The sequence below is a fragment of the Natronomonas amylolytica genome (assembly GCF_037031205.1).
GTDB lineage: Archaea > Halobacteriota > Halobacteria > Halobacteriales > Haloarculaceae > Natronomonas > Natronomonas amylolytica.
Map to the genome: position 1 here is coordinate 112,404 of NZ_JAYEZM010000009.1, position 19,919 is coordinate 132,322.

Annotated in this window: 19 protein-coding genes and 3 pseudogenes; 10 read left to right on the top strand and 12 right to left on the bottom strand. The window is 55.7% G+C overall.

The features are described 5' to 3' along the window. The first annotated feature begins 50 nt into the window (after positions 1–50). Positions 51–1,466: an AlbA family DNA-binding domain-containing protein gene (locus U5914_RS13585; protein ID WP_336136293.1), complete on the top strand. Its 1,416-nt coding sequence runs from the start codon at positions 51–53 to the stop codon at positions 1,464–1,466. Between the two features lie 69 nt (positions 1,467–1,535). Here U5914_RS13585 and U5914_RS13590 read toward each other — a convergent pair whose 3' ends face one another. Continuing rightward, positions 1,536–2,156, bottom strand: coding sequence for a hypothetical protein (locus U5914_RS13590; RefSeq protein WP_336136294.1), 621 nt, complete (start codon positions 2,154–2,156; stop codon positions 1,536–1,538). 259 nt (positions 2,157–2,415) lie between these two features. On the opposite strand from U5914_RS13590, the gene U5914_RS13595 reads away from it, so the two are divergent. Continuing rightward, positions 2,416–2,670 (top strand): hypothetical protein, encoded by a 255-nt coding sequence (locus U5914_RS13595; protein ID WP_336136295.1) that lies wholly within the window; start codon positions 2,416–2,418, stop codon positions 2,668–2,670. A gap of 157 nt (positions 2,671–2,827) precedes the next feature. On the opposite strand, the gene U5914_RS13600 is transcribed toward U5914_RS13595, so the two are convergent. Together U5914_RS13600 and U5914_RS13605 are read right to left on the bottom strand one after the other, a co-directional pair. Next, positions 2,828–3,907, bottom strand: coding sequence for a transcription initiation factor IIB (locus tag U5914_RS13600; RefSeq protein WP_336136296.1), 1,080 nt, complete (start codon positions 3,905–3,907; stop codon positions 2,828–2,830). A gap of 621 nt (positions 3,908–4,528) precedes the next feature. Further along, on the bottom strand, positions 4,529–5,110 hold the full coding sequence (locus U5914_RS13605) for a hypothetical protein (protein WP_222609067.1): 582 nt from the start codon (positions 5,108–5,110) through the stop codon (positions 4,529–4,531). Between the two features lie 351 nt (positions 5,111–5,461). Here U5914_RS13605 and U5914_RS13610 point away from each other — a divergent pair, with 351 nt between their 5' ends. Then, positions 5,462–6,244 (top strand): HFX_2341 family transcriptional regulator domain-containing protein, encoded by a 783-nt coding sequence (locus U5914_RS13610; protein WP_336136297.1) that lies wholly within the window; start codon positions 5,462–5,464, stop codon positions 6,242–6,244. A gap of 85 nt (positions 6,245–6,329) precedes the next feature. Here the strand turns inward: U5914_RS13610 and U5914_RS13615 are convergent, their stop codons facing one another. From U5914_RS13615 to U5914_RS13635, 5 genes are all read right to left on the bottom strand, one after another. Continuing rightward, positions 6,330–6,902 carry a hypothetical protein gene (locus tag U5914_RS13615; protein WP_336136298.1) on the bottom strand — a complete coding sequence of 191 codons (573 nt, stop codon included), beginning with the start codon at positions 6,900–6,902 and terminating at the stop codon, positions 6,330–6,332. After that, the gene (locus tag U5914_RS13620; RefSeq protein WP_336136299.1) at positions 6,899–7,267 is read right to left on the bottom strand and encodes a hypothetical protein; all 369 of its coding nucleotides are present in this window, start codon (positions 7,265–7,267) and stop codon (positions 6,899–6,901) included. Before U5914_RS13620 ends, U5914_RS13615 begins: the two co-directional genes overlap by 4 nt. Before the next feature lie 75 nt (positions 7,268–7,342). Beyond that, the gene (locus U5914_RS13625) at positions 7,343–7,675 is read right to left on the bottom strand and encodes a DUF8158 family protein (protein ID WP_336136300.1); all 333 of its coding nucleotides are present in this window, start codon (positions 7,673–7,675) and stop codon (positions 7,343–7,345) included. A gap of 2 nt (positions 7,676–7,677) precedes the next feature. Next, entirely contained in the window at positions 7,678–8,034 is a 357-nt protein-coding gene (locus tag U5914_RS13630) for a DUF8105 family protein (RefSeq protein ID WP_336136301.1), read from the bottom strand. A 760-nt stretch (positions 8,035–8,794) separates the two neighbouring features. Beyond that, positions 8,795–9,532: a hypothetical protein gene (locus tag U5914_RS13635; RefSeq protein ID WP_336136302.1), complete on the bottom strand. Its 738-nt coding sequence runs from the start codon at positions 9,530–9,532 to the stop codon at positions 8,795–8,797. A gap of 174 nt (positions 9,533–9,706) precedes the next feature. On the opposite strand from U5914_RS13635, the gene U5914_RS13640 reads away from it, so the two are divergent. The 5 genes and pseudogenes from U5914_RS13640 to U5914_RS13660 all read left to right on the top strand — a co-directional run bounded on the left by U5914_RS13640 (position 9,707) and on the right by U5914_RS13660 (position 16,365). After that, entirely contained in the window at positions 9,707–10,405 is a 699-nt protein-coding gene (locus U5914_RS13640; RefSeq protein ID WP_336136303.1) for a ribonuclease H-like domain-containing protein, read from the top strand. A 275-nt stretch (positions 10,406–10,680) separates the two neighbouring features. After that, positions 10,681–11,625 (top strand): hypothetical protein, encoded by a 945-nt coding sequence (locus U5914_RS13645; RefSeq protein WP_418766767.1) that lies wholly within the window; start codon positions 10,681–10,683, stop codon positions 11,623–11,625. 2 nt (positions 11,626–11,627) lie between these two features. After that, complete coding sequence (locus U5914_RS13650) at positions 11,628–11,933, top strand: DUF8156 family protein (RefSeq protein WP_336136305.1); 306 nt, start codon at positions 11,628–11,630, stop codon at positions 11,931–11,933. 2 nt (positions 11,934–11,935) lie between these two features. Beyond that, a pseudogene (locus tag U5914_RS13655) lies at positions 11,936–14,100 on the top strand (type B DNA-directed DNA polymerase). 798 nt (positions 14,101–14,898) lie between these two features. After that, complete coding sequence (locus U5914_RS13660; protein WP_336136306.1) at positions 14,899–16,365, top strand: orc1/cdc6 family replication initiation protein; 1,467 nt, start codon at positions 14,899–14,901, stop codon at positions 16,363–16,365. A 383-nt stretch (positions 16,366–16,748) separates the two neighbouring features. On the opposite strand, the gene U5914_RS16950 is transcribed toward U5914_RS13660, so the two are convergent. From U5914_RS16950 to U5914_RS13675, 4 genes and pseudogenes are all read right to left on the bottom strand, one after another. Further along, positions 16,749–16,901 carry a DUF7837 family putative zinc-binding protein gene (locus U5914_RS16950; RefSeq protein ID WP_472802068.1) on the bottom strand — a complete coding sequence of 51 codons (153 nt, stop codon included), beginning with the start codon at positions 16,899–16,901 and terminating at the stop codon, positions 16,749–16,751. 118 nt (positions 16,902–17,019) lie between these two features. Next, positions 17,020–17,343 (bottom strand): DUF6788 family protein, encoded by a 324-nt coding sequence (locus U5914_RS13665; protein ID WP_336136307.1) that lies wholly within the window; start codon positions 17,341–17,343, stop codon positions 17,020–17,022. A gap of 201 nt (positions 17,344–17,544) precedes the next feature. Continuing rightward, a pseudogene (locus U5914_RS13670) lies at positions 17,545–17,825 on the bottom strand (DUF302 domain-containing protein). Positions 17,826–18,027: 202 nt separating this feature from the next. Next, positions 18,028–18,213, bottom strand: a pseudogene (locus U5914_RS13675) (DsrE/DsrF/DrsH-like family protein); the annotation flags it as partial. 612 nt (positions 18,214–18,825) lie between these two features. On the opposite strand from U5914_RS13675, the gene U5914_RS13680 reads away from it, so the two are divergent. Further along, positions 18,826–19,158: a DUF8109 family protein gene (locus U5914_RS13680; protein WP_472802069.1), complete on the top strand. Its 333-nt coding sequence runs from the start codon at positions 18,826–18,828 to the stop codon at positions 19,156–19,158. A 78-nt stretch (positions 19,159–19,236) separates the two neighbouring features. Then, entirely contained in the window at positions 19,237–19,533 is a 297-nt protein-coding gene (gene rdfA, locus U5914_RS13685) for a rod-determining factor RdfA (protein ID WP_336136335.1), read from the top strand. Positions 19,534–19,919 lie beyond the last annotated feature (386 nt).

Sequence of the window (19,919 nt, forward strand, 5' to 3'; positions counted from 1 at the left end):
AAGGGGAGACTCAGCCGAAGGTCTATCTGTACTTGGCATAGAGTGACATTATGATCGATTTCGACCCATTTGGAAAGCCTCTGAAGGATGTCGAATTGGAGGATTTAGATCGCCTTTCAGAAGAGAACGTGTCCGAAGGCACCTATATTGAATACAAGCGGAGGTTTCCCGATTCTCAGAGTATTGCAAAGGTTATTGCTTCATTTGCAAATACTCACGGTGGATATTTCCTTATTGGCCTTGCTGAAGAAGATCTCACAAATATAGCCTCGGGACAGATCGGGGTTAATGTTGAGGAATATCCCAATCCAAAAGAGACCATACGAAATATTGTACGGGATCACCTAAACCCATCACCGAATTTCACCAGTCGGGTGATACGGCGACCGGATTACGATGATTACGTGATCGTTCTGATTGAAGTTCCCGAAAGTCATAACGCACCCCACATACACAGCAGCGGGAAAATCTATACACGTACAGGCGAGGGGAGTGACCCGATCTCGCCTGAAACGGATCGCTGGACCCTCGACAAACTGTATGAACGAAGAAATGAGTGGAACGAACGAGTACAACAATTTTGTCATCCAGATATAACTCTAACCCGAGGACAATCAGGGGAAACAGAACATCAGGCCGATGGCTGGCCATTCCTTGAGATATATGGGGTGCCCTCTACACTGGGGGACCCGATCTGTGCTGAGGTGCTGGATGATATTGAGGGTTTCAAATCAATTCTTGAGCAATCTGAATTAGTTCTACCAGAGTTCGACGATGTGGAGACTGATGAAGAAACTGCCGAAGGATCACTTGGGATGGGGCGGACCTACGCTGCTTATCGTTCAAGTAGTGACGCGGTGGTAGCTCAACAATGGTTCCAGGAAGAGGATAGTGGCCGAATAGATACAGCGAGCGCACCTGAAACGGTCAAATTCTTCGATGATGGGGGCTTAAAAGCACTTCTTGCTGTTCCTAAGCTCTCATTTCCTGAACCAGCATACGGAGCATGGTCAGCCCTCGATCAATCTGTTGATGGTAATGTCGATTATATCCGATTTCTTGATGGTGGGACTCTCCTTCTCAACACGTTCGTCCTTTTGAACTCCTATCTGAATCTACTGGATGAATACAGCTGGATGGATAATGCGACACGAGAATTGCATTTCAAAGCCCGCATCAGAAACGGAAACCGGACAGTACTGATGTTCGAAAGCGAGTGGTTCAGTGATCTTATTGAGGAGTTTGGCCCACCGATATCATACGAAGACGTTGTTGAGATTCCTCGAACAGGAACGCGAATCCTATATCACGAGGAGGGATCTGAATTTTCTGCATTGCTCCGCTGTTTAACTCTGATTATGGAAGGATTCGGCCTCCCTTGGGAACGCCGTGATCGTGGTACACAGGAGCTTTGGGATTTGATTTTTGAAATGGGGGATTTCGAGAGCGAGAGAGATACATACTGAATAATACTAACCAACCAGATTAAACGACCGAATCTTGTTGATCAGTAACTATTGATGAACATGCTGTAATTAGCTCTCGCTGAGCGGCGTGGGGATTCCGTCTGCAGTAAAGCGAGCGACCGCTCCGCAGCTGGAACACTCGTCGACGAACGCACAGACTCGAAGCGTGGTTTCTAACTCGCGAACGCTGCTGCACACGGAGCACTTGTACGCGGTGCGATACCGGACTGACGGACGGTGCTGTTGCCGTCGTGTACGGGGGTTCGCTGCCGGTGTCGCCTTGCCGTGAGACGCTGCTGTCGGCGGTCGCTCCCCGTTCGTCGTGGACTGATCGTGATCGAGCTGCCAGGCCGAATCGGGAAGCGTATCGTAGATGCGATTTGGCCTGCTGATGCTCTCGAGAGTATCAGGCTCGGCTGGTTCGCGTGCGTCATCTGATCGGGATTCACCGACTGGGCTCCCATCGACGTGTGATGCATCTCGGTGACTGGGAGAAACTGTCTGTGCCCACGCACCGAGTTCGACGGCCTCCGCTTCCTCGTAGAGCACGCCGTCGATGGCAGCCGCCAGTTCAGCGAGTGGCTCGGAGATCTCGGACTCGCCGTGTTTCTCGACAGCGTTCTCGAACAGCCATTCGCGGAGCGTCGCTGCGGTTTCTCTATCGACGGTATATGATGGAACAGCCTTCATTTGTTTCTCACTCCGCTCCTCGTGGGTACGACAAACCTACAGAGATCATAGGACCGTCGAGAGCGTCCCTGTTGGAATCAGCTCGAGTAGAGAGAGCCGACGGTGAAATAGTCGGTATGCCCCTCTCAGACCGACCATAACTTCGATTATTGTGGACGTCTAACGTAGACATACCCGTGTCCGCCTTCAGGGGAGATAGTCGGGGTTCAAATCCCCGGAGGGGAATGGGTTTGACTCCCAGCCGGTTGGGAAGGCGCTATTGAAACTGGGCAAGGTGGCGGTCACGGGCGGCGTCGAGGAGGTGTTCATCTACATTACGAAACAGATGATGCACAAGATTGCGGCGAGGCTGAACGAGAAGTACAGCATCAAATCAAAAGCGGCCAAGTGGGGCAAGAAGGTCGTTAATCGGGCGAGGGCCCGTTTCCCCCACACTCCCCTCTCCCTGCCGGCAACCCGGCTAGTGGATACACTGCAGCTTTCGGATTCGTCCCCCGAACGAACCCTCTTCTAAAGGATCAACAGAAGTCCCGAGAGGTGTATGACACGGCTGCAAGCGAGGTTGTGGCTGCGCGCGCAGCGACCGCAGGGAGCGAGCACGGAGCGGTGGGTGGGGCGGCGGGGCGTCCACGGGCGGTGGTCGCCACTAAAAAAACGGGGGAGCGCCCCGCTCAGCGCAGGGTGTCCCGTTCCTCCTCGAGGCCGACACCCGGGTCGTCGGTGCCGTGTTCGGCTTCGTAGGCGTCGACGAGCTCCCGACTGTACCGCGCGATCCGGTTACGGGACGTCGGCACGATCGTGCTCGCCGCCGCGGCAACCTGCGCTTGCGTGAGGTGCTTGCGCGACAGCAGCCGATCCGCCGCGTACAGCCCCGACGCCGCGACGGTACACCGTGGCGTCCCCGGCCCGACCGGCACCTGGTCGCCGAGTTTCATCAGGTGTTGAGCCAGTCGCCACGTCCGCACGGCTCGCGCCCCGGGGATGGCGTCGTCATCGAGGGCGTCGACGACCTCCATCACGGCGTTGGGCCTGATGAGTGGCGCGTCGAACCCGCATTCACACCGGATCTTCCGCGCCGCAGCGCACACCCGCTCGTGGGGCGCTTTGGTGTGCGTCGCGACCGCGACATCGATCTCGTCCCGGTCGACCGATGAGGCCCGCGCGGCTAGGAGGACGGCGCCGCCGGCGAGTGCCTCCCAGGCCATCCGCCCGCCCGGCAACCGCGCTTCCGAGGCACTCCGGAGATGTTGCGCTGCCTGCTTGATGACGTGGTCCGGCAAGCTCAGGTTGCCGCCGATCATCTCGACGTCCCGCAGCCCCTCGTTGAGCCGCTTCGTTCGCTTGCGCTTCTCGCCGAACTGCATCCGCTTGTGCCACTTCCGGAGGCGCTGGACCTTCTCCCACTGCTCGTTGCTCAGGGGACTACCGCGACCGTCGGTGTTCCGCCCGATCTTCGTGTGCAGGCCCTTGTCCGTCCGGAGCGGGTCCACCGTCTCGATGCTCTGGTCAGCGTCCCCGACCAGGCCCAAGTCGTTCAGCGTCGGGCTCAGGTCCACCCACTCGTCGGCGACGATCAGCCCACAGTCCGTGCAGAATGACTGCTCGTCTTCGGTGATCACCTGGCCCTCACACTCGGGACAGGCCGACCGGCCCGACGGCTCGTGTTCGACCGTCGGCTCGTGACCGCCTTCCTCGGTGGTCGTACTCTGTACGTCCGAAACCGTCTTTTCGCTCGCGTTGTTACTCGTCATTGCAGTTTCCCGAAGGCGCTCACCACAGCGCCCGACTCCCCGTGTTCCAGCACGGGGTTTCCTCGACGTCACGACCGACAGAGCCGTCTGCGCGCTCTCGCTCGCGCCTTCGCGAGCGCCCTCCTGGGCGCGAGCGAGAGCGCGCCCGCACGGAGGGACACAACCAGCGCCGCGCGCCGACCCGCCCGGAGCGAGCGGCCAGCGGAGAAAGCGTGGGGGGTGAGCAGCCACGCCGCGCAACCCCCCGCGCTTTCCCGCTGGCGTCGAGACCAGATTCATTTTAGCCCGGAACGGGCGCGGGCGGTGCGGAGAGCGCCCGCACGCCCGGAATGGTCGGTCGCGAGCGACGCGGAGGGCGGCAGCGGCGAGCGGCGCGAGCCGTTGGAGACACACCGGACAGCCGATGTCGTCGATGAGTAAGCAGGCCACTACCTGGCGGACTCAGAAAGGGCGAGGCCGCCTCGGTCGTCCCCCGACCCCGCAAGCACCGCAGCCACGAGGCGCGCAGCGTGGGTCGCGGGGCGTCGAGCGGCCGAGGGCTTTCCTAATCGGTTGCTGCCGGACTCAAAACCACATACGAGAGTCTATCGACGCAGCTGTCTCAACAGTAGGGCGTAGGCCCTACTCGTCGTCGTCCTTTGCGTCTTCGACCTTCTCGAACACCACAGCGTACGCCTCCTGCGTGAAGCGATACTTGCTGGGGTCAGAGTACGGTTGAAGAACAGTTCGACCGACGACCTCGTTCACTTTCGCCTTGACCTCGTTGAAGTCGTACGGGTTGTCGACTTCCTCGAGGAGGTCTCGAGTGATTCCTTCGCGGTCGCAGACCTGGGCTACCAGCGTATGCAGCGCGCTGGTGTCTCCGAACGGGGCCGCACTTCTGGTGTCACGGTCTGCGTCGTACTCGACATCCAGGATGATCGGGTTTCGCCCACCCTGGTACTCCAGTACGAGATAGCCGTCGTCGACGAGGTCGTTCAGGAGGCGAGTATACTTGAGAGAAGTGAGTACTCGCTCCTTGTCGTCGATGGCCTCCTCAACGTCGTCTGCGTCCTCTACGTCGTCGCGGAGCGCGGGACGCTCGAACGTCTGTGGCCCATGGACGTGGGCGATCGTCTTTGCAACTCGCTGTCGTGCCGTGGTGAGTTCATCCCACGGTGTGTGTTCTGTGTCGTCGGATGGAGTGTCCGAAGTCGAACTCATACCTCAGATGCTCGCCGCCTAAGCGAAGGGTAAGGTATATCATTAGGGCCGCCAAAATCCAGGCCAAGCCCAATACCCCACCCACCGTAAGGGCCCCAAACCCCTTGACGGCGGAGCGAAAGGGTGGCTGATGGGCGAGCCGAACACTGTCCTCCATGCCTGCCTGGCAGCACTCATGGAGGGCATCATTCTGTCGTCGTATCGTTCTATTAGGTCGGGGTCCCCGACGTTTTCCGTTGGTACGTTAGTCGCACATAAAAACCTTATCCGTACTTCCGTACTATCGTACCGAATAGTCCGATAGTATGGTAGTAGCATAACTTTTTGTGTAGCACAGTAGTAATGCCATCTATGGGGCTGAACGTTCCTGACCGAGTCCACATTATGCCGGTTGGATACGAGTACGAACGTCTCGTTCAACCAGCCGAAGAATTCCGTGCTGATAAAGTCGTGCTGATTGGACACGAGGAAGACCAAGAAGGCGACGAGGGCGACGAACATCTACAAGCAGCTATCAATGCGCTTGAAGACCGTGGAATCGAGATGGAACCGAAAGAATGCGATATCTTTGACCTCTATTCCTCAATGGGGACGATTGCTGAATCCATCTCCGAACACCAAAGCGACGAAATCTACGTAAATGTTTCAACCGGCAGCAAGGTTACAGCGATTGCTGGGATGATCGCCTCAATGGTTTTGGAATGTACGCCATACTATGTGCGAGCTCGTGATTACGAGGATGATCCTGACGATATTCGGGAGACGACTGAGTTACCGACTTATCCGATTGATGCACCCGATTCGGAGCAAGTAGATGTGATGCAATTCATTGAACGTGTTACCGAACGAGAGGGGCCTCCAACGAAAGGAGATGTGATCCATTTCAGCGAACACCTGAACCTGGACTACATTTCGCGAAACGTCGCTGGAAAAGGCAAATACCGGCTGTTAGATGCTCATATTGTTGAGCCGCTTAAACAGCGAGGCTACATCGCCGAATCAAAACAGGGTCGCAATAAGATCCTTACCCTTACTGAGGATGGTCGCGCAGCCCTGGAAGCGTTTAGATGGTTGATTGACCGAGATATCGACTGGGACGAAATTGAGGATGTGGTAGACAAAGAGAGAGAATAACTCCTCCTGATATTGACTATAGGTATTTCTATAGGAATAGCTAAACCGCAGGGTAGTACAACAACCTCCGGCCCACGCAACTGAACTACTCCTCAAGACGGTCTCGAACTTGGGCAACGTACGGACTGGTATCCCAGCTTCGATTCGGACTAATCACGGAAAGCAGCGTCCTCGCCGCTTCGTCGGTTAGATGGCCGTTCCGGGCGTACTCACTGATGAGCCGCGGTGTCGGCACGATCCGCGGTCCCTGTAGCACCGCGTGGATGAGCGGGAAGTTCGTCCCGCCGAACTCATCGGTAAGAAAGCCGTCGACGTCACGTGCATTCGCGAGAACGATCCCGTCGGTTTCGCCGTCGTCGAGACCGAACGTCGGCCGCGAGTCCGGGGTTTCGGTACGCTCGTAGGGATCCTCGACGGCGTAGAAGTCACGAGCTGCGAGCACGTTCGTCGCTGCGGCGCCGTGGATATCCTGATACTGGGTAAGATCCTGAAGTTCGGCGACAACCTCCGGGGGCACGAACACGTCACAGGAGGTGAGCAGATACTGGAGCGGGTCGGGCTCGGTGGCAGTATCGTACGTGTCGTCGGCCCGCGGGACGGCTAGACTGACCAGTGCGCTCGTGTCAGCGACGATCGTCCGAAGTCGCTGCTCACTCATCGCTCGTCGTCGGCTGCGGTGTCGACCGCCGTCGCGTCGCCATCGTAGACGTCGACGTCCTCAGGGGCCGCGAGATCGAGTGGCTCGTCGTCGAGGTCCGCCTTGAGCAGCCGCAGCCGCTGAGCAGTTTCGGCGCCGACCAGCTGCTTGACGGTCTCGAACTCCAGCTGGTCGTCGTAGTACTTCGTCGCGACCAGCTCTTGGAACGTCTCGCTGTCGGCGGTCTCCTCGATATATTCACGGATGGCCTCGACAAGCAGGTCCGTCCGATCCTTATCGAAGAGGTCAGCAATCGCGTCAAGCCGGTCGACGAGATACTCCGGGGACTGGAAGTGAACGCGTCGCGGCTCGTCACTCGAACTCATCCTATGTGCATATCTTGCACATAGAGTGATAACCGTTTCGGCGTCTGCACACAGCTTGCACATCGAGGGGTGAAATCAGGAATCATCCTGTCGCGCGTTCATCTCTTCAAGAACCTGGACAGCCGTTGTCCCGATTCGGACGCCGTCGACATTGTCGACGTCGAGGTCCGCCGTCGCAGTTCGAAACGGATACTCCTCAACGAGAGTCCGATGGATAATAGTCCGGACAGTCTCCGAGCCATATCTGTCGACGACAGTCGCCATCGCTTCGTCCAGGTGGGCATCTTGATGATCCCCTCGTGGGCTCTCCGCCCGCTCGAGGACGGGGTTGACGACGTCATCAACCGATGGATGCTCCGGGTTCCCGGTTCGCTCACGAACGTCATAGAGGGGCTCAGAGTCGGCCATCACTACTTCTCCGTCACGTTCTCGTTCGTGTCTTCCGCCGCTGGCTCCAGTCGTCGCCGTCGACGTACCTCCGCGAGCGTGTCCTCCAGCGTCCCGAGATCCTCGATGGCCGCGAGTTCATCGGTAATCTCCTCGAGAAGGCCGGCCCGCTCGATCGCGTCTGCATCGCCGGCGGTCGTATCGATTGCCTCGACGCGGAGCCGGCGCTCCTCTTGCCACCCACAGTCCCAGCACGTCCGGACGACGTCGAGACGCTCGTCTTCAGCAGCATCGAGAACCGCGTCGGACAGTGACGTCGACGGCGGTTGGTCCGGCCCGACCTCGAGCGTGACCGGGCCACCGCACGCAGGACAGTCCATATCCTACGGGACGCGCGCCGCCGTCATCAACATCAGGGACCCATGAGACGAACTCACAGACAGGACTCTCAAGGAGGCAAACCGGATACATCAGGCTGGTCGTTGGGACGACGATCGCCACGGTGACTCAGTACACGAGACTGTGCTTTCAAATTGATACATTCCGAAAGTCAGGACTCCACAGATGGCCCCTCGGCCTGAGAGAGCCGGCGGCCTTCGCACACTGCATATCGCCTCTTTCTTTGGACAAAAACCGCGATATGCAAGGCGAAATAACGCGCTCAAAATGCAGAAGAACCCCGTCGGGCCGATTTGAGGCTGTAAAAAGTACCTCGACGAGTTCCGGGATGATACTTTAACCTCAAAAATTGCTCGACGACGGGATAACGAAGGTAATTTCGGACGTATCTGGATACCCGGGAACCGCTGCTTCCCCTGTTGTATATCTCTCGAGGCTCTTCGGCTCGGCACCTCGAATCGTGAAATACCCTCTATTCCCTCGATTCCGGCCGTGTTAGCCGCCGAAAATTGCTCGACGGGAGTTCAGAAGGACTTGATTCTAGTCCGCAGTATAATTTTCGACATACTGAGAGGAGTGTGTCTGCTGAAATCTACCGAACTTTCACAACCGGCTTGCTGAATATAGGGGATAGGTGCAGAAGCTGCCGATGTTTGTTCGCACCTCTGGTTGAGAATCGGCGGTAAATTAGATGTACACAGTCAGCAGGTGGGTAGCCGGGTTTCTGCTCATTACTGCTCACTAATTACCGATGATTTCGTGATATGAGAAAACCTCCTTATTGATGTGCTCATAGTTGTTATGTAGCTCAGATAATTCATCAGATCTCGCCTGAAGTTTTTGATGATCCAAAGTGCGTTCACCCCAAGGAAGCAGAGCAATTGTCTGCTCGGTCTCCTCAAGATACTTTTCTAGCAAGTCCTTACGAAGATACAGTAGCCAAGAATCGTACCGTGCGTTATCGCATTGGAATTCTCTATAGATCGTAGCCCTGTTTCCATTTAAATCAAATAAGTCGAATGTATCATTATGATTAACCAAATCTAGATGTTCACACAGCGCAGGTGCAGGGAACCTCATCCCACTTACTTGATTTAACTGGCTGTGATGGGACTCCCAGGCAAAGACGTGTACTGGGACCTCTACCTCCACGCCGTTGCTACTACCTCTGTGAGAGCCAAAAGCTTGCTCTACGTTTCTTTTTGCTGAACCATCGTCTTCACGGAAATAGGGGCCGTACCGATCAGACCATGGGATTTCACCGGCGTATGTGTAGTAATCTTCTGGCGTATCTGGAATGTTTCTATTTCCTGGGTACTCAGTTTCTCGCAGTTGCTGTTTCAACCCAGAAACATCTTCCTCAGAGATTAGAACCCCTCTCAAGAAGGTAAATATCCTAAGTGCATCCGAGGAAGCTTGTCGAATCGTCCCATCAAGCAATACCCAAGGCCCATCCACACCATCGACCGTATCTTTCACAAACAACTCTTCATAACTCGGGTTAGGGCCACCCGAAATCCACTCACAATACTCCGAATACTCCGTTTCAAATAGCTCAGGTAACTCAGGCCTCCACTCTTTCGTTTTATTCGGAAAGCTCGGATCGATATCGCAGTCCGGCTGACTGATCTCGTCCAGGTCGGGAGAAACCGAGTGGAACAGTTCAGTGAGTTAGGGATCACTAGCCCAGATGAGATTACCGAAGAACGGCGTACCGAACTCGAAGCCCTCCCAGGAGCCTCGTCATGGCACGTGGACCGGTGGATTGCTCATCGACAGGCTTTCGAAAACGATGAGGTCGTGATTCTAAACGAGTCCGCCTTCGACGACCTTCACGATACGGAGCCTCTCCTCTTGGACATTGAAACGGATCTTCAGCAGGATCGGATCTGGCTGGTCGGCACCTACAGCTACCAGAACGATACGTACCGACAATTCTTCGATCCGGACGACGAGTCAGCACTCCTTCAGGAGCTGTCTGAGTACCTTAATGAACATGGCACCAAGCCAATCATCTACTACGGAGGGAACTACTTCGACGAACAGTGTCTAAGTCGAAGATTCGACGAACACGGCATCACTGAGGGAATCGACCATCTGCAGCGAGCACATGACCTCGGGATAACTGCCCAACAGGAACTCTTCGGGCCATTCAATCGGCATAAATTGGACGTCGTAGCGAATGCACTCGGGTTTGAATATCGAGACCCAACCGTCGATGGATTTGTGGTGGGGAGCAAGTACACGCGATACCTCCTCGATGGCGAAGAACCAGACTGGGATCGACTCAAACAGTACAATAACGACGATGTAACCGCGCTGAGAACAATCGTCGATCACATCAGATCGTAGGCTCGGGGGATATGCGGGGCCGTCAGCAGAATTCCGTGAGAGCGATATCATCATAGGTTCAGAGAGTCTTAACCAACAGTTGAGCTGTGATCCCGTCGGATTGTTGGTTAATCCGACGATGCTGGCCGTCTTCCTCTCTGGAAACGTTCTCGGAAACGGTCGAACGATGGCAGAAATCCGTTGCCTGAGTCCAGTTCTACATACCTTCCAGCCCTTCCTTGAAACGCGGAAGCGCCACACCGCGGCTTATCGGGAACGTAGACAACTAGTCGAGTATGGGAGAACACTCAACGTCGAATCGCTTGGCGGTGGACCAGCCGACACGGGGGGCTGACCGCAATCGGTCCCTCGCTGACCAGGCCGATCCGGCTACGGACGAAATGCTGCTGCCGCAGCTCGACGATGGTATCACGCTGCTCGACGTCGAGGGAGGCCGCGGCGTCCCGATCCTGCAGTCGCTCGTACTCGACCATCTCCTCCTGCACAACGGGCCCGCCTTCTGGGTCGACGCAAATGGTCACGCGACGACGACGACACTCGCCCAGATCGCGCCCAGTCAACGGCTACTCAACCGAATCCACGTAGCACGCGGATTTACCGCCTACCAGCACTACGGCGCCGTCTGTGATCTCCCGTCAGCGGTGAATAAGGTAATTCAGACGTCCACCGCCGATGACGGGACGGCCGGTCGAGGGGCGCCAAGTCGTGACGAGAACACGTCGCCCCACACCCCCTCCCTCATCGTCGCGCCGGCCGTCGACACCCAGTACCGCGCCGACGATACCCTTGGCGAGATCCACGCAAAAACCCTCCAGGCCCGAACTCTCGCCCGGTTGGCGACCTACGCCGATGGGTACGACATCCCGGTGCTCGTTACGCGAAACGAACGAAACGAATTCACCGAATCAATCGCGACGGTCGCCCACCACCACCTGGAGTGTGAGCAAACCCGGATGGGGCCACGGGTCGTCGGCGAGGACTTCGAGACGCTCGTCTATCCCGTCGACGACGGCGCGTACTACCAGACGACGTTCGCGTACTGGCGGCAGCTGCTCGCGGCACGCGCCACGCAGGTCGGCGTGGAACCGACAACGTCGACGCCGTCGACGCCGACCCCGGAGGGTGTCGGGACAGGCGTCACAGCTGACGGTGAGACGGTGGCGGCCACTGCGGACCCCTTGCTCGATGCGTGGACCGCGACCGGGACAGGAGGCCGATAGCGATGGGGCGCACAAACCCGACGTACCGGGATGCGCTCCGGGCCATCGAAGAGCGGTGGGCAGAGTTCCGCCGGGCACTGCGGCGTCGCGACCAGCCACGATTTGACCAGCTGTTCGAGTACGCCCGCGACCACGCCGACGCGAGCGGGCTGTTGAACCACCAAAATCCGCTGCTGCCGGCGCTGCTCAGCATCGATCTCGAACAGGAGGCCCGCCTCGACGACCACGAAGAGCGTCTCGAGGAGCTCGAAGCCGCGGTCGCAGCACGCGATGATCAAGAGAGTGCCCCACCGGACTCGAACCCGTGACGATGCCGTTCAGTATCGACTTTCTGGACGACGGCCGCGTCCTGGAGTGGGAGGCAACCGCCGACGGCGCCGTCGCGACCGAGCGCGATGACTACACCCCACGCTTCTACGTCGCCGCTCGCGACCCAGCGTCCGACATCGACCTCACGACGCTCCAATCGGTGTACGACCAGCACCCGGATGTCGTCGCGACCGAACTGGTTGCGCGACGCCCCGGCTTTCGACGAGACGAGGAGGCCGTTCTCGCAGTCGACGTTGCCCACATCGATCGCGTCACTCCACTCGCCCGGCAAGCGCGCCAGCTGTCGGACTATCCAGTCGGGGACCTCGCCTGTTTCAACGTGGACTTTTCGCGAGAGTTCCGGTACTGTCTGGAGACCGGCGCCGATCCGACGCCGACGAGCGAGCTGTCGACGCTCCGGCTCAGTATTCCGGTGACCGAAACGAGCAACGACGTCTACGAGAAACTGTCCGTCGCCGGCGACACCGTCACCGGCTCGCCGACGGATATCCTGACCGCCGTCCAAGGGGCACTCGAAGCGCACGATCCGGACGTCCTGGTCTGCTCAACCAGCGAGATCGTCCCGACGCTGTACGAGATGGCGACGGACGCCGGCGTCGACGACTTCTCGCTGAGTCGGTGGTCAGATGTCGACTACCAGCAGCTTGCGAGCCGGTCGACGTACTCGAGCTACGGTCGCGTCGGCCACTCGCCGGCGCGGTACAACGTGCCCGGCCGGGCGATTATCGACGAGTCGAACACGTTCTTCTATGGAGAGACGAACCTCGACGGCGTCCTCGATCTCGTGTCGCGCTCGAAGAAACCGGTCCAGGAGCTTGCCTGGGCGTCGATCGGGAACGTCCTCACCGCGATCCAGATCACCGAGGCCCACGACCGCGGCGTCCTCGTCCCGTGGAACTCCTGGCGCCACGAATTTTACAAGTCGATGGGGACGCTCCACGACGCCGACCGCGGTGGATTCATCTTCGCCCCTGAGGTTGGCCTCCACGAGAACGTCCACGAACTGGACTTTTCGAGCCTCTACCCGAACATCATCTGTACCCGGAACGTCTCACCGGACGTCATCCGGTGTGACTGCCACAGCGACCGCGACGACGTCCCCGGCCTCAGGTACTCGATCTGCGACGACCGGGGTTACCTCGTCGATGTGCTACAACCGATCATCGACGCCCGCGACGAGATCAACAGCCATCCGTCGCGAGAAGAATCGGGGACGAACCCGACAAGGACCGACTGGCGGAACTCGATGGGCGGTCGGGAGCGCTGAAGTGGATCCTCGTTGCCTGCTTCGGGTATCAAGGATTTAGCAACACGAAGTTCGGCCGAATCGAGTGCCACGAGGCAATTAACGCGTTCGCTCGCGAGATTCTGTTGACGGCAAAACAACGATTAGAAGCCGGTGGGTGGCGGGTTGTTCACGGCATTATCGATTCGATTTGAGTGACACCCAATCCTGACGTCGATGACAAAGACCGCGAAAACCTCGAGACGCTCACGACGAAAATAACGGAAATCGTTGAGATACGCCTCGAACACGAAGCCCACTACGACTGGGTGGCATTCGTCCCGCAGCGCGAGAGTGACGCCGGCGCGCTGACGAAGTACTTCGGGAAGGTCGCTGGCAACGACGAGTTCAAAATTCGAGGTATTGAATCCCGACAGCGGTCGACACCGGCTTTTATCGAAGAGGTCCAGCGATACTGTCTCGAACAATTCGATTCGACCCGATCGTCAGAGGCAGTCCTCGGGTGTCTCCAGAACGCAATCGACCGGCTTCACGCCGGAACAGTACCAGTCGAAAAGCTCGTCGAACGGAACCGTATTTCCAAGCCACTCGAAGAATACACTCAAAGCACGCAGAATGTGGCAGCCTTACAGCGTGCTCGTGATCAGAGCCTCGCCGTACATCCGGGGCAGGACATTGAATACGTGGTCGTCGACGATGAGAAAACATCGTGAGGACGGGTCGTATTGGCTCACGAAGAAATCGAATCCTACGATTCATCATATTACGAGAAGGAACTCGTTCGGGCCGTCGAAAGCGTTCTCGCTCCGTTAGGATGGGACCGTTCGGAAATTCGTCAGGAACTTGCCGAGACCCGAGATTTAGGGCTAGCGGCGTTCACGAGTCGGACAGAGCGTTAACCAACAAAGGACGCTACGAGGGAGTTTGTTGGTTAAACCCGGTGGCGACTTGGTCGACAGACGTCACGAATGGCGAGAAGGAAGGAGGGGACACCCCTCTATCGATATGTTTGAATGATAGTGCATATAATAGCAAAACAGAAACAGGGATTCGAGGAGACAGACACCCCTCTATCGATGTGTTCTATCTAGTCAGAAAGGAAGGGTACGAGTAACGATCGAGAGTAAACAAGGATTGGATCATCTGACATTCTTAATTAGAGCCTCTGAAACCGCTATATTTGACGGGAGACGAGGACATTACTGAGGAAAGAATTTGTCGGTTGGAAAGGAACGCAACCATGGGTCAAACAAATACATCGAACACATCGATAGAGGGGTGTGTGAGTGTGTATTCTAGAAAGCTAGAAGAAGAAGGGGAAGCCGACGACGTTTTAATCAGCTAGTGAAGAACGTGTTCCTCATGTTATCATCTCTTCTTCTAGAAATCACGTGATATAGCTAATCTCTCGTGGATTCGTTTCGTGTGTGCTTGGAATTCGACCCCCTCTCCTTCGAGCTATCGAACACATCGATAGAGGGGTGTGTCTCCACCGACCTCCTTCCCCACCTGAAGACGGAGGTACGCGCGATTAGTCTGTATCATGAACTTGCTGAACACTTCGTCAGGCGTTAGAGCTATCCACAAACATCTCCACTTGAATATTCGCATATAGGGGAATATAAGTGCTGAGGGCCGGGAATACACTTCGATAGGGGTGGGGAATCTTTATGGTACCTGGCTGTATGGGGCTTCGTATGGGTACTGACGACTCCGATGGTTCTCCAAGTAACGTGAGAACACCGGAGGACGAGACTACAACTCAAACGGACCTATCGTCAGGTTCGACTGACTCAGAATCGAGCTCGGAGCAATCGGCGGTCTCGGTTTCAGACGACTCGTCACCGTCCTACCCCGATTCCAACGACTCCTCTCAGTCGATTGAAGATATGTTGCTGGAATTCGACGAACAGGAGGGGCTGATTCGCGACCGGTCTCTACTAGATCCAAATTACGTCGTTGAAGAAGATCGAATCGTCGGTCGCGACGAACAGCTTCAAGAAGTCACCAAGATGCTCCGTGTTGCGCTTGGTGACAACCGACCTCCGAATCTCTTTCTCTATGGTCCATCCGGGACGGGTAAGTCGCTCATCACGAAGGCAGTTTGTAACAATATTAGCCAACTCTGTGAGACTCGTGACATCAGCTTTGGAACAATTGAGGTCAACTGCCAAGACCTCGATACGCTCGGCGTCGCAGTCTACGAACTAACGAAGCAGGCAGCTAATCAAGCCGGTGTCGAGGTTGAGGTTCCGAAACACGGCGTCGCGACGAAAGAAAAGTGGGACGAACTCTATCGAATTGTGAACGAACATTTCGATTCTGTTGTGTTCGTGCTCGACGAACTCGATATGCTCGTCGGTCGCCGGGATAAGCAGGAACCTGCATTCTCACGGCTTCTGTATCAGCTTTCGCGAGCTAGTGCAAACGACGAATTGACTGCTCATATCTCTGTGGTCGCTATCTCCAACGACGCGAAGATGATGGAGGCCGTCGGCAGTCGGGCACTAAGTTCGTTCACGCCGGAAGATGTTCACTTCGATGACTATGACGCCAATCAGCTACAAGCAATCCTCCGTCGACGAAAGGACGCCTTTCACGACGGCGTCGTCGATGAAGACGTCATCCCGCTTGCAGCAGCGTTCGCCGCGCAGACACATGGTGATGCACGAAAGGCGATAGACTTGATTCGTGTCGCCGGTGAGCTTGCCGAACGTGAGGGGGATACAAGCGTTCGCGAAGAGCACGTCCGCGAAGCCCAAGAGAAAGTTGAGAAGAACCGTGTCCTGGAGGTCGTTCGCGGTATCAGTACCCAAAAGAAGCTCTGTCTCTACGCCACCGCAGCCGTTGCTGCACAAACGGACGACGGTTCCGCCCGCAGTACGACCGGGTATCGAGTCTATCAGTTCCTGACGGAGACGATTGATGCAGACCAGTATCACCAAGAGACGTATGTGAACAAAATGAAGGAACTGACGACGTATTCGCTGGTGGATTTCGAGCGCCGAAGTCACGGCCCGAGTTCTGGGATGTTTCTGGAATTTCAGTTCGGTGAACGGCCGGAAACGATTTTGGAGACGCTTTGCGAAGACTCTCGAATCGATATGGTCGATACCGAGGAAGTTCAATCAGTTGTACGGGCTCAAATCCGGAATCAAACCTGACAGCTTTACTAACTTCGGTATTTTCTCTTAGGAGACACCCCTCTATCGATGTGTATCGATTGAATGATATCATAACACAATCTGGGCTCTGCACTCAAATTTTCTAGTCAACGGTAAATCCTCCCCCCTATCGATTTGTAAATCAACGCTATCTTTTAGATTGGATGATATCACGAGATCTGAGTTCAAGACTTATTTTCTTCTCAGTTGCGCCACTTACCACCTCTTTGAACTGGCTTATCGACGGGATATACCCCTCTATCGATGTGTTCAGTTTTATCGTTTGGCCTTGAACACCCCTCTATCGATGTGTTCTGGCCGAATCTGGATTTCAGACTTAATTTTCTATGAGGGGAGTATCCCCTTTTACGGTGAGGAAAATATCATTCAGGGGCGACGACTTCGAGGCATTCTGGACATTCGGCAAAGCAGGCTTTCTCGCCAGCACCGGTCTCGTACTCAATAAGTAAATACGATGGCGGAATCTCGGCGTCACAATATGGACATTGTCCGAGTACCGAGTTATCCGCGGCCATAAGGTGGTCTCGGTCCTGTACACGACAGTTTCTCTGCAATTCCTATAAGAGTTCGTCAGCCAGCGGTCTGACTAACCGCTCGAGTAACCTGTGATTGCGTGAAAACAACTAACGGTGATTACTCATCGGGGCTGACTGGGCCCTTATATTGTGACCGGATTTTATCACCCTCTCTCCATTGCCAGTAATAGTAACGATTGTTATTGATCTCCTTAATCGTAATTGTAGCCTTCGACGGGACATCATCCGGAAGGTCGTCTGGGCGCTCTTGGGTTTTGTCTTCGTCTGACCCCTTCTCGAGCCGTTCTTCGCGCTCCTTGTGTTCAGCCAAGTCTTCAGCGTAGCGAGCAACGTCCCGAAGACGCTCTGGTGTGGACTCGTTGAGCGTGTTAACGGTCTCCGTCGGGAGGCTTGCTGGTGGAGTTGGGGGTTCGTAGGACATCGGCTGCTCTCGTGTTAACCAACACGGCTCACTAATCCATAGTTTTGTTGGTTAAGATAATGGGGTGGTTTCAACGTCTGCTGAATGTAACACGGTTCGGTCGATATAGTGCATTCAAGAACTGGTCAATACAGGCTTCCCCTGATCAGAACCGAACCGCAGGTGACACCTGAAGATTAGTGTTGAGTCGAAGGTATTCCATCAAAGAGTACCCAGCATGTTCTCGACCCGACTTCGAACGTCGGCCGCAATTGAATCAAGGTCGTTATCGACTATCGAGAGGAGTTTCAGGGTGTCAACCGCGCTAACGCTGACACCTCCATCGTCCGTCTCATAGACGACTACGTTGCACGGGATAAGCGTCCCAAGCGCCAGTTCGCTCTGGAGACCTCGTGGGCCAACGCCGGGATACAGGCAACCAGAATGCAATACTGCCAGTACTCCTTGTGGAGCTTTTTCTTGAACGTCTCTTGGACGTCGATGTCACAGAGAACTCCGAATCCTTAGTCCTTCAACGCGGCAGTCACTCGCTAAATCGTTGCCTCGAAACCACCGTCAACTTGCTTGTCTAGAGTATAGGAAATACTACTCAAAGTCTATTAGTCGTTTGCTTCTCCGGGATTTTCGAAGAACCGATCGGACAGGAGATAGATTCGCAATAGAGACGCTACTCAACCGAGGGAATCAGACAAACAGCTGGATGTCGGCGTCCTCCATCCGCTGCAAGGCTGTGGCGGCCCCCACGCTAAGTGTGACACGTCGTAGAAATCGTCTTCTACGTAACCCATCAGGTCGATCGTCATCTGGCAGGCCTGCAGTTCGACACCCCATATCCAGCGAGGTTTTCAACAGTTCCTCGATGACGGTTGTCGGGATGTCGATCTCGTATTGGGTCAGACAGATCGAGAGTGGACGGGATCGCTGTCGGTAACACTCCCGTGACTGATCTAAAGTCATCCACAACCTCCTCCCGGAACTAAAGGCGCGGGTCTTCTGCTTGGCGTCAGCCAAGCAAGTCAATCCTGAAGTTGGGTGTCTTAGGTTTGCCATCAGCGGTGCTGGATCTGACACAGAGTTAGTGCTCGCACCCCTTGCGGGGGTTTTGTGCCGTTCGGGGTGATCAGCTTACTCGTCTTTATCGGATTTTCCTGAAGTACTTCGACAACAGCTGAAGGATGTCAATGTGATAGCCGCGTTCGTCACATGACCGTGGCAAAGTCGGGGATGATGTCGCGATCGTCACGCCAGGTGACATCTGACGAGACGTTGCGTGCGGAAAAAATTTGTAAGGATAACTTTCGCTTGTGAATATCTATTGAAAACCAGTATCAGGCGAAAAATGGGCTGTCTGAGCGCTGATCTCGATCGCGATATGCAGGAAGCATGTAGGTGATCTTTTTTACTGTAATTTTATATGGTCTTCCCACACCAAATTGCTTACATACATAAGCGTATAACGTTTGATAGATACGATATAGAACAATCCTCGGACAAACGATCGACGAGTGGGGGGATGGACACGGTGGGGTTCAGATCGTGACGCCGGAAGACGCCGCCGAGAACCAGCTGCGGTTCTGTTATTACAAGGAGGGCGAGTTTGTCAACCAGCCGTTGACGATAGCGTCTAGCAAGGAGGCAGCCGACCCAACCGACGAAGTCGTAGAAACGATGGTCAGTCTCGCCCGCACGTTCACGGCCGACGAGATTGAGGCCCTCGTCGAGGAATTGGGCGAGGAGAATATTCTCGAACTCTCCGTACTCATCGAGGAACTCGGCAAAAGTCGGCTCATGGACATCTTACAGGAAACCGAATAGGTAACCGAACACCACTTCCGTTCGTCGGCCGGACGAAAGATACTGGCCTCTGACGAGCGTGAAGTCACACATGGATTCATCGAGGAGTATGATCTGCAAGGGATCGGCGCGGAACTCGAACAGTTGCGGACTGCCGACGAGGACCGGCGGAGCCTCCGGGACCTCGCTGACTGCTTCAACCGCCACTTCCTCGAATCGGCTCTCGATTCGGCTAGCATCCAGCATCTAGAAAGCGAAACTGAGAACACCTACCGGCTGTTGACCAACGACGGAGTCAGCAGTGCCGACCGCACGCGCGTTCGCGGACGATTCGAACGCGACGGGGTCGACGTAGACGACTTGCAAGGTGATTTCGTCACCTATCAAGCGTTCTAATCCTATCTCAAGGACCACCAAGGTGCCGAATTCACGCCCGATGAGACGGACCCGCTCGAACGCGAGAAGTCCAAGTATACTATAACGACGATAAAGAACGAACCCCACGTCATCATTCCGTACTCATTCGTCACGTTCGTTGAAACACTTGCTGACCCAGAAAGTGACGAAGAGAAATGGTTGAACGACACTTTTGATGGGTTATCTCGAACGGCCCGGTCATACATCCCTGGGAAGCCAATACACTGTCTTATCTTGTCTTTTACTACAATATATATCTAAAACTCCGAAATAATTATTAACTCTGGCGTGTTTGTCAAACCCAAATGTGTACTCATAGCGTGGCTACCGACGGACTGTTCCCTCGGATGTGTCGACAGATTGGG